This is a genomic window from Neobacillus sp. KR4-4 (genome assembly GCF_042136325.1).
Lineage (GTDB): Bacteria > Bacillota > Bacilli > Bacillales > Cytobacillaceae > Neobacillus.
In genome coordinates this window covers 266,040-276,843 of sequence record NZ_JBHHJU010000005.1, presented here as the reverse complement: position 1 = coordinate 276,843, position 10,804 = coordinate 266,040, and the positions used below count along the sequence as shown (strand labels likewise).

The 10,804-nt window shown below is 38.6% G+C and carries 10 protein-coding genes; 9 read left to right on the top strand and 1 reads right to left on the bottom strand.

From position 1 onward, the window contains the following. Positions 1-162: 162 nt before the first annotated feature. A complete protein-coding gene (locus ACE198_RS08055; protein ID WP_375375175.1) occupies positions 163-1,242 on the top strand; it encodes a sensor domain-containing diguanylate cyclase in 1,080 nt (359 codons plus the stop codon). Between the two features lie 99 nt (positions 1,243-1,341). Continuing rightward, positions 1,342-2,526: a methionine gamma-lyase gene (gene megL, locus ACE198_RS08050; RefSeq protein WP_375375174.1), complete on the top strand. Its 1,185-nt coding sequence runs from the start codon at positions 1,342-1,344 to the stop codon at positions 2,524-2,526. A gap of 349 nt (positions 2,527-2,875) precedes the next feature. Here megL and ACE198_RS08045 read toward each other — a convergent pair whose 3' ends face one another. Next, positions 2,876-3,358 carry a GAF domain-containing protein gene (locus tag ACE198_RS08045; protein WP_375375173.1) on the bottom strand — a complete coding sequence of 161 codons (483 nt, stop codon included), beginning with the start codon at positions 3,356-3,358 and terminating at the stop codon, positions 2,876-2,878. Between the two features lie 158 nt (positions 3,359-3,516). Here ACE198_RS08045 and refZ point away from each other — a divergent pair, with 158 nt between their 5' ends. The 7 genes from refZ to ACE198_RS08010 all read left to right on the top strand — a co-directional run bounded on the left by refZ (position 3,517) and on the right by ACE198_RS08010 (position 10,782). Next, the gene (refZ, locus tag ACE198_RS08040) at positions 3,517-4,149 is read left to right on the top strand and encodes a forespore capture DNA-binding protein RefZ (protein ID WP_375375172.1); all 633 of its coding nucleotides are present in this window, start codon (positions 3,517-3,519) and stop codon (positions 4,147-4,149) included. Between the two features lie 170 nt (positions 4,150-4,319). After that, a complete protein-coding gene (ezrA, locus tag ACE198_RS08035; protein WP_375375171.1) occupies positions 4,320-6,008 on the top strand; it encodes a septation ring formation regulator EzrA in 1,689 nt (562 codons plus the stop codon). 121 nt (positions 6,009-6,129) lie between these two features. Then, positions 6,130-7,272 (top strand): cysteine desulfurase family protein, encoded by a 1,143-nt coding sequence (locus tag ACE198_RS08030; RefSeq protein WP_375375170.1) that lies wholly within the window; start codon positions 6,130-6,132, stop codon positions 7,270-7,272. Beyond that, complete coding sequence (thiI, locus tag ACE198_RS08025) at positions 7,273-8,478, top strand: tRNA uracil 4-sulfurtransferase ThiI (protein WP_375375169.1); 1,206 nt, start codon at positions 7,273-7,275, stop codon at positions 8,476-8,478. Between the two features lie 100 nt (positions 8,479-8,578). After that, the gene (locus ACE198_RS08020; RefSeq protein ID WP_088089259.1) at positions 8,579-8,785 is read left to right on the top strand and encodes an alpha/beta-type small acid-soluble spore protein; all 207 of its coding nucleotides are present in this window, start codon (positions 8,579-8,581) and stop codon (positions 8,783-8,785) included. 169 nt (positions 8,786-8,954) lie between these two features. Beyond that, positions 8,955-10,541, top strand: a complete 1,587-nt coding sequence (gene mbcS, locus ACE198_RS08015) for an acyl-CoA synthetase MbcS (protein ID WP_375375168.1) — start codon at positions 8,955-8,957, stop codon at positions 10,539-10,541. A 52-nt stretch (positions 10,542-10,593) separates the two neighbouring features. Beyond that, complete coding sequence (locus ACE198_RS08010) at positions 10,594-10,782, top strand: hypothetical protein (RefSeq protein ID WP_375375167.1); 189 nt, start codon at positions 10,594-10,596, stop codon at positions 10,780-10,782. Positions 10,783-10,804: the final 22 nt, after the last annotated feature.

Below are 10,804 nucleotides of genomic sequence, written 5' to 3'. Positions count from 1 at the left end.
TCGCCCTTGTTAAAGGAACCTCAAACCATTGGTGTGTTTGTCAAGAGCGATTGCGGGTACCTCCACTACAAAAAAGAGAGAAGAAAAAAACTTCAGGTCACTTTTTCATAGAAGTTTTGACACTACCAAGGAAAACAAGTAACCTATGGTGTCTTACAGGTAGTGTCAGCAACCGCGGATGAATTCGATGAGTTTGAGGTGGAATTTATTTGTTTACTTGCGAGTGCGGCAGGTTGTTCCTTGGAAAATGCCTATCTTTATCAACAATCAAGGCAGGAAATCGCTAATTTGCAATTCATCAACGAAACTTCGCATTGCTTAAATTCTAACTTGCGATTAGTTGATACAATGACATATATGTCAGAAAAAATCATTTCATCCATTGATGCACAAGAAGTTGGATTTTTCTTATTCACAAACAAACATGCTAAGGTAAAAATACTCCCAGGTTCAACTCCTTACTTTTACACACCACAAGCCAAATTTTATATTGATTATTTAAAGGGAAAAATTGAAAGAGAAAAAAATCCTTTATTTATTGGAGATTTCAACCTCCAAACCATAAAAAATACACCAAGATTTCATTCGATTCTTGCAGTGCCAATGATTCATAGCGAAAAATTAAAAGGTTTTTCCATTGTAATGCATCAAAAGCCCTATTTCTTTTCTTTTGATACATTTAAACTCCTTCAGTCTCTTATTCATCATTCATCGCTTGCACTAACCAATTCCATGCTCAGAGAAGAGTTGGAGCATATGATTATTACCGATCATCTAACAAAGCTCTATTCACGTAAATTTTTAGATGAGAGGATTCAGGGGTCAATGAAAGAGTCCGGAGAAGGTACTTTTATCCTGCTCGATATTGACAATTTTAAAGAAATAAATGATACATATGGCCATCAGGTGGGAGATCAAGTTCTAGTACAGGTTGCAAAATTGATAAAAAACAATATTCGTGGAGAAGATATCGGTGCCCGCTGGGGTGGGGAAGAGTTGGCTCTTTATCTTCCGGAAGTTCCATTAGACAAAGGAGCGGCTGTAGCTGAAAGATTAGTAAAAAAAATTGCTGAATCCTCTGAGCCGCATATTACGGTGTCTTGTGGTGTTTCTTATTGGAATAAGGAACAGGTTGATGCCTACAGTTACCTATTTAAAAGGGCAGATGAAGCACTGTATATTGCAAAGGGGACAGGAAAGAACAAGGTTGTCATTCAAAAGCAAAGTATTAGAGTTTGTTAGGAGAGGGCACTCATATGAAGAGTGCCCTAACGATATTTATCAAACTGACATATTATAAATTAACAAAATGCAAACGTTTTCAAACAGGAGGAATCAAAAATGGAGAAAAAGAAATCACGGTTTGAAACGGAAGTTATTCATTCAGGCTACAAGGCGGATGAACATCAAGACAGTTTAGTTCCCCCTTTATATCAAACATCCACCTTCATTTTTGCAAACGCCGAACAAGGGGAAAGAAGGTTTGCTGGTCAGGAAGAGGGATTTATTTATTCACGCTTGGGAAATCCAACCGTGAAAATATTGGAAGACAGGATAGCCGTTCTTGAACAAGGTGAAGCGGGCTTAGCGTTTTCGTCTGGAATGGCAGCCGTCAGTGCCGTGTTAGTGGCCTTAACAAAGACGGGGGATCATATTCTTTGTTCACAAGGAGTATATGGTTGTACCTTTGGTTTGTTAGAGCTATTAAAAGAGAAATATGGTATCGACCACCACTTTTCTTTAATGAACTCGGCGGATTTATTAGAACAAGAACTCCGTCCAAACACCGCATGTATCTATATTGAAACGCCGATAAATCCTACCATGAAGTTGGTAGATTTAGAATTAGTGGCGAGGGTGGCCAATGAAAAAGGGATTCCTGTTGTGGTGGATAACACATTTTGTTCCCCCTATATTCAAACTCCTCTTACACTTGGGTGCGATGTTGTCATTCATAGTGCAACCAAATATATCTGCGGACATGGAGATGTCATTGCGGGGCTTGTCGTTGGAAAGAAGGAGTTTATTAGACAAGTATCAAAGACGACTCAAAAAGACATTGGTGGGATTATCTCCCCTTTTGATGCTTGGCTTTTATTAAGAGGGATGAAAACACTGCCACTGCGCATGGACCGCCACTGTGAAAATGCCAGGAAATTGTTTCGATTTTTGAAAGACCATCCGAAAATCGAAACAGTTTATTTTCCTGGCGATCCAGAGCATCAAGATTTTTCAATTGCAAAAAATCAAATGAAACAACCAGGCGGGCTTATTTCTTTTACAATCAAGGGAACAAAGGAAACAGCACAACAGTTGATGAATCAACTCCAATTAATAAAAATTGCTGTTAGTCTCGGTGATGCTGAGTCATTAATCCAACATCCTGCGACGATGACCCATGCAGTTGTACCAGAGGAAGAACGAAAAAAAATGGGCTTTGATGATACCTTGCTGCGGCTATCTGTTGGCCTAGAAGCATGGGAGGATCTTCAAGAAGACCTCGAACAAGCGCTGGATAAGATATAATAGAAAGAGCATAAAAGTAAATAGGCGGAGAATTTCCGGTTAAATGCATAACGAAGCTCGTTTCGGGGTAAATAAGGGAAGTTTTTCCGCTTATGCAAGGCAAAATCTCTCATTTTCACGTTTTTCGAGTCAATAGGCGGAATTTCTCCGCCTATTTTGGTTATTTTTAATGATAATTTCTAAATAAGCGGAATTTTTCCGGTTATTTATTAGCTCGAGTGCTTAACCTGAAAGAAACCTTGATGAATAAAGAAAAAGACGTATGGCCATTCATACGTCAATTCTTTTGTCTTTTAATAATAAAGCACCCGAAAACGCACCCCTTTAGGAAACTTCCTCTGTGCTCTTTCTATATATGTTCAACCAGAATAGCGACAAACTCTTCTAGTTTTTGTTGATCTAACTCATCAAAGCGATTCTTTTCTGGGGAATCAATATCAAGAACACCAAGTAGCTCTCCATCCTTTATCAACGGAACGACAATTTCTGATTGGGACGCAGCATCACAGGCAATGTGGCCTGGAAACAGATGAACGTCAGCAACTAGAACCGTTTCCTGTTTTAAGGCAGCCGTTCCACAAACCCCTTTACCAACCGGAATTCGGACACACGCAGGAAGACCCTGGAATGGCCCCAGGACAAGCTGTCGGTTTTTATCCATTAAATAAAATCCAACCCAATTAACTCGATCAAGAAATTGATTCAACACGGCACTTGCATTGCTAAGATTGGCGATTTGATTGTCCTCATCATGAATGAGAGCATGCAACTGTTTTATGACAAGATTATAATTTTCTTCGCGGCTCCCTGAATACATTTCGACGTTAAACATGAAATTTCCCCTTTGTTTCAACAATTTAATATAAGTATTTTATCAAATTTACAGGAATATAAGCAGACTTTGTCGATATTTTTATAAAGGAATCTGTCGTGTAACAAAGAATTTTTAAGTAAGGGGATTATCGGGTATTCCAGAAAGGGGCCACTATTATGAAGAAAAATGCTAAAGAAGCAATAGTAAAGGCTGCTATCACATTGTTTACGTCCAATGGTTTCACAGGAACGTCCATAAGGGATATCGCCCGTCTTGCTAACGTAAATACGGCAACCATTGCCTACCATTTTGAAAACAAACCAGGTCTATTAGAATATTGCTTTACGCATTTTTTTGAACAATATATTAGTAAGATGGAAGAAGCCTATGCATCCATTGAAAGGGGAGCAAAGGAATGTTTAAAACGAATTGTCGCGGATTTATTACACTATCAATGTGAAAATAGTAAATTGGCTAGTTTGGTTTACCGAGAAATGTCGATGGACTCACAAATAGTAAGAGAAATCATGTCTACTTATTTACTTAAAGAAAAATACTATTTTCAATTAATCTTTGAGAGAGGTTTTGAATGGAATGAGTTTCGTCCTCATTCGATTCCCTATTTAATTATTCAATTAAAAGGATTACTTATGATGCCATTTATGAACACCCATTACATGAGGGAAGTGTTATATGTTTTTCCTAATGAACCATTTTTTGAACAGAAATATTTAAAAGATATAAATTTATGGATTGATAAAACATTATGTTCGGATGTGCCAAGGAAATTAGGGGCAGTCGTAAAATAGCGGCAATCGCTATTTTTTTTTATTTTACAAAAAAAATGAAATTAATAGTCAAAAAATGTCGTTTACATGGTATCATAATAGCATTGAACAGAACATTATTAGATTCATTTAAAATAGATGTACGATAACTGCATTTGGAAAGAATGTTTTTGGAAATAGGGGGCTTACTTGTGAAATTTTTCATTGGATTTTTTATCCTAATACTGGCCTTAATCGTAGTAGGGTATCTAATTAAGAAAAAGTACTTTAAGGAAATGGATCGATTGGAAGCTTGGAAAATCGATTTAATGAATCGTCCAGTACTGGATGAAATGTCAAAGGTTAAGCTGCTTAATATGACAGGGCAAACGGAAGAGCTTTTCGAACGTTGGCGAAATCAGTGGGACGAGGTTGTTACGGTGCAACTTCCTAAATTAGAAGAAATGCTTTTCGATGCAGAAGAGTACATAGATAAGTATCGTTTTAATAAAGCTAAAGGTGTCCAACTAGCCATCGCAGGGAAGTTACAAGAAACAGAGGATCAGATAAAAAGTATTTTAGAAGAGTTACATGAATTGGTTGGCAGCGAGGAAAAGAACCGTGTTGAAATCGAGGGATTAAAAGATCAGTATCGGGAATCTAAGAAAATGCTGCTTGCCCACCGCCACAGTTTTGGCAATTCAGAAAAGTCTTTAGAAGAACAACTTAATGGCGTGTCACAAAAGTTTCAGGAATTTGATGAAAAAACGGAACAAGGTAATTATCTTGAAGCCCGTGAAGTAGTTTTGTCTATTCAAAGTCAGCTGGGGACGATTAAAAAAGATATGGAATTAATCCCGCAGTTATTAATTGAATGTCAATCGCTTCTTCCGAATCAGCTATCCGATATTCTTGAAGGGTACCGTGAAATGTCTGGCCAAGAATATTACTTAGAACATATCAACGTGGATGAAGAGCTAAAACGCTTAGAGGAAAAGCTGTCTGAGAATTTAGTACTCATCGAAGCGACGAAGATTGATGAGGCAGTGGAAGGTATAGCAGAAATAAAGGAAAGAATCGATATCCTATTCGATCAATTGGAAAAAGAAGTTCATGCTAAGCATTTTGTGTTAAAAAATGAACAAATTGCGAGTGATCTCCTCCTTTCCGCCTATGAGGAAAATAGTCATCTTTCAAATGAACTCCTTCATGTTCAAGAAAGTTACCAGTTGTCCGATAGTGATTTTGAAACACAGCGTCATCTGGAAAAGGAACTTTCTAGTGTCTATAAACATTTTGAAATCCTAATAGAAAAAGTAAAATTAAACGAAATAGCACAAAGTGTCATAAGCGAAGAGTTGGCTCAGATTAAAGAACAGCTGGATATTATCCGTGAGGGACAGCAAGATTTTGCTTTAAAACTCCAGGCCCTTAGGAAAGATGAATTTGAAGCAAGAGAGACACTTAAAGAACTTACTAAAAAAGTGGGGGAGACCGTTCGTCTCGTGACGAAGGGCAATGTGCCAGGCTTACCAGAGGATTATAAGTATTTGTTTGAGGATACAAATGAGAGTATTCAAAATGTGAAATACCAACTTGAAGAAAAACCGCTTAACATTTCCGCATTAAATCAGTATTTAGAAATTGCTGTTTTAACAGTGGATAAACTTACTAATTCAACGATTGAGCTATTAGAAAATGTGATGCTTGCAGAAAAAGCTATTCAATATGGGAATCGATATAAAACTCAGTACCCAGCAGTAGCTAAAGGCTTAAAGGAAGCAGAAATTGCGTTTAGACATTATGATTACCAACAGGCTCTTGAACGAGCGGCAGCAACACTGGACGTTATTGATCCCGATGCTTTGAAAAAAATAAAAGCTTCATTTGTCAGTGAGTAAATAATTAAAACCGATCAGTGCACTCTTTGGCTGAATCGGTTTTTTGTTTTTCCTTTTATTTATCTTTATGATAAGATTTATTTTTGTAAGTGTAATGGTTCGGAAGTTCGGAGGAGAAAAAATGATTTATTTAGATAATAGTGCAACGACTAAACCGTTTAAAGAAGTGTTAGATTCTTTTGTTACAGTATCGAGTGAATATTATGGGAACCCGTCCTCACTACACAATATGGGTGCACAAGCAGAAAAGTTGTTATCCCAGGCACGAGAACAAGTGAGCAAGCTTCTAAAGGTGAAGCCCTCCGAGATTTATTTTACCTCTGGAGGCACTGAAGGAAATAATTTAGCAATTAAAGGGACTGCATTATTGCATAAAAATAAAGGACGCCACTTGATTACATCAAGTGTAGAGCATCCATCCGTACGATCTGCGATGGAACAGCTTGAACAGGAGGGTTTTGAGATTACCTACCTGCCTGTGGACCGGTATGGAAGGATTAGTGTCGCTGACCTTGAAAGCGCGATTAGGAAAGATACTATTTTAATTTCGATTATGCATGTGAATAATGAAGTGGGAACGGTTCAGCCGATAGAAGAAATTGGTGACCTATTAAAAAAATATCCGACGATTTTATTCCATGTGGATGCTGTTCAAAGTATAGGGAAAATTCCTCTTTTACTAAAGGAAGGCAGGGTGGATTTCTGCTCGATATCCGGCCATAAATTTCATGGTTTAAAGGGGACTGGTGCCCTTTATATTCGTGAAGGTACAAGACTCGCTCCATTATTTTCTGGGGGGAATCAGGAACGGAAACTTCGCAGCGGTACGGAAAATGTGGCAGGTGCAGTTGCGATGGCCAAAGCACTTAGGATGACCTTAACGAAAGCGGAAACCGGGTTAGTAAGAATGAAGAAGATTCAAAGCATGCTCAGGAATGGATTAACTGAAATAGAAGATGTTCAAATTCATACGCCACATGAACATGCAGCCCCACATATCATAAATTTTTCACTAAAAGGAATTAAGTCGGAGGTATTTATCCATTCGCTTGAGCAGAAAGGCATCTATGTTTCAACAACAAGTGCGTGTTCCTCAAAGAAAAAATCGCCTAGTAAGACACTTCTAGTAATGGGTGTTCCTGAGACGTTAGCGGAAAGTGCCATCAGAATAAGTCTTTCCTTTGAAAATAGTATAGAAGAAGCAATTACGGCTTTAGAGGGCTTCAAAGAATCTGCAGACCAATTAAGGAAGGTAATGAAATAAATGGAATACGAACGAATACTAATACGCTATGGTGAAATCTCAACAAAAGGCAGAAATCGTAATAAATTTGTTGATAAGTTAAAAAAAAGTGTAAGAATCGCGCTTGCTCCTTTTCCGAACGTGAAAGTGGAAGCAGGCCGTGACCGGATGTATGTCTTATTAAATGGTGAAGCTTGCGAAGAAGTTATTGATAAATTAGAGAATATTTTTGGAATCCAGTCTTTTAGCCCAGCGATTAAGGTAGAAAGAGGTTTGGAGGAATTAAAGCAGAGCTCGCTAGAATTAGTTCGCTCTCTTTATAGGGATGGACAAACCTTCAAGATAACACCTAAAAGGTCGGATAAATCGTTTGAGTTGGATACTGATGGAATCAATCATACCATCGGCGGCTATTTATTGCAGAATATCCCAGGGTTGAAAGTGAATGTGAAAAATCCTGATATTAATTTACGAATTGAAGTCAGAAAAGAAGCCATTTATCTATCATGTCAAACCATCCAAGGTGCTGGCGGGCTTCCCGTTGGGTCAAGCGGTAAAGCAATGCTCATGCTTTCAGGTGGGATTGACAGCCCCGTTGCAGCTTATATGGCAATGAAAAGAGGAGTAGAAGTCGAAGCAGTCCATTTCTTCAGTCCTCCATTTACGAGTGAAAGGGCAAAAGAAAAGGTCATTGATCTTTCAAAAAAACTAGCTGAAATATATGGCTCACTGAAATTGCATATTGTCCCGTTTACAAATATTCAGCAAACGATTCGTGAACAAATACCAGAAAATTACTCGATGACATCCACAAGAAGAATGATGCTGCGAATTACAGATGAAATTCGAAAAAAACACGAAGGATTGGCGATTATTACCGGTGAAAGCCTAGGTCAAGTGGCGAGCCAGACATTAGAAAGTATGTTTGCAATCAATGAAGTAACCAATACGCCTATTTTGCGGCCATTGATTACAATGGACAAAACAGATATTATAAAAATTGCGCAAGAAATTGATACACTTGAAATCTCAAACAGGCCTTTTGAAGATTGCTGTACCATCTTTGTACCTTCCTCACCGAAAACAAAGCCAAAAAGAGAAAAGGTTCAGCATTTTGAAAGTTTTTTTGATTTTGAACCCTTGATCCATGAAGCAGTACAGGGGACAGAGACAATTGTCGTCAAACCGGATCAAAAACAGCAATCAGAATTTAGCGAATTATTTTAAGAAGGTAAAATTCGAACAATTTGTGAACAATTACCAATTGTAAGATAGAATGAAGTTCTTAAGTTCTACACATTCTATACTCACAAGGAGGTGATATCACATGGCAAACAACAACAACTCAAATCAATTATTGGTTCCTGGTGTTGAACAAGCTCTAAGCCAAATGAAATATGAAATTGCTTCTGAATTTGGTGTAAATCTTGGAGCTGACACTACTTCACGCGCTAACGGATCTGTTGGTGGTGAAATCACAAAACGTCTAGTAGCAATGGCTGAATCACAATTAGGCGGCGGATTCTCTCGTTAATAAAAAATTAATACGATGGCTACAGAGAGCGTGGGGGTTTCCCCACGCTCTCTTTTTATAGTCCAGATAGTAAAAAATAATTGTATCTGAATAATAATACAAAATTATCTAATAATTTTGTATAATTAATATTGTGGGATAAAAATAACATATTGTTAGGGGGAGAAGCATGAAGCGGGAAGATTTGATTGCACCGGAAAAGTATAATCTAGTCTCAGAAGTGGAGCATTTTGCGAAGAATCCAAACAGAGTGGCATTAAAGTGGGAGAATGAAGCAGGTGACACCCAGCAAGTTACATATGAACAACTAATGAGGAAAGTGAATCAAGCGGCAAATGTGTTCGCTAGGAATGGCTTAAATAAGGGAGATGTAGTCCTTGTCATCGTACCGCGTCTCATTGAAGCATATGTCGTTTATTTGGCTGCTTTAAAAGCGGGATTGGTCGTTATTCCAAGTTCGGAAATGTTAAAGGAAAAGGATTTGCAATATCGGATAACACACGGTGATGTAAAGGGTGTAATAAGTCATTATCCATACGCGGATCAATTTGAAAATATCAATAAAACCCAGCCATTGCTCAGATTTACGATTGGTGGAACTGAACCGTACTGGATTGACTTGGACACTGAGATGGCAACTGCTTCCGAATCCTTTGAACAAGCAGACACTCTAAGAGAAGATATGGCCTTTTTATCCTATACATCTGGAACAACTGGGAATCCTAAAGGGGTGGTCCATACACATGGCTGGGCTTATGCACATTTAAAAACAGCTGCACCACAGTGGCTTTGTATTGAAGATGGTGACACAGTTTGGGCAACTGCTGGCCCAGGATGGCAAAAATGGATTTGGAGTCCTTTCTTATCCGTTCTTGGCTCCGGTGGTACTGGCTTAGTTTACAGCGGAAAATTTGAACCGAAAAAATATTTGAGTCTCCTCCAAAAATATGATGTAAATGTCCTTTGCTGTACACCGACGGAATATCGACTAATGGCGAAGGTTGATAACTTAGCTGATTACCAATTACCAAATCTTCATAGTGCTGTCTCGGCAGGGGAACCATTAAATCGAGAAGTAATTGACACGTTTAGAAAACATTTTAATATTGATGTCCGTGACGGTTATGGACAAACAGAGAATACTTTGCTTGTAGGCGTTACCAAAGGAATGGAATTGAAATCTGGTTCCATGGGCAAGCCGACGCCTGGAAACAGAGTTGAAATTATAAACGAAGAGGGCATGGTGTGTGCAGTCGGTGAAGTGGGTGATATCGCTGTCCATGTAGAAACGCCAGCCTTATTTAAAAACTATTATAAAGACCCGGAAAGAACAGCAATGCAGTTCCGGGGTGATTATTATGTAACCGGTGATAAAGCAAAGATGGACGAAGAAGGCTATTTTTGGTTTGAAGGACGTGGAGATGATATTATTATCAGCTCTGGCTATACGATTGGACCATTTGAAGTGGAAGATGCACTTGTTAAACATCCATTTGTAAAGGAATGTGCAGTCGTGGCAAGTCCTGATGAGATTCGCGGCTTTATTGTCAAAGCATTTGTTGTCTTAAAAGAAGATGTTGATTCCTCCGACCCTGAATTAACAAAAACATTACAAGAGCATGTAAAAACGCTTACAGCGCCATATAAGTATCCAAGGAAAATTGAATATATCACAGAACTACCAAAAACAACCTCTGGGAAAATTCGCCGGATTGAACTTCGGAAAAAAGAACTTGAGGGAGCGAAACAAGCATAAAGTTTGTTGGAGAGCGAGCAGGCGGAATTTCGTCTGCTTTTTTCTTTAGGCTGTGTTAAAGGTTAACGTTGATTTTAGCACTCTGTTGATTGGAGAGGAAGGCACGAAGACTCCTGCGGGAGTACGGGGCAGGGGAGACCCCGCAGGAGCAAAGCGACGAGGAGGCTCCCCGGCACGCCCGCGGAAAGCGAAGTGCCTGGAACGGAAATCAACAGACAAGTTTAACACAGCCTTTCTTTAAAGTAAAAAATTCCCCTATTTAC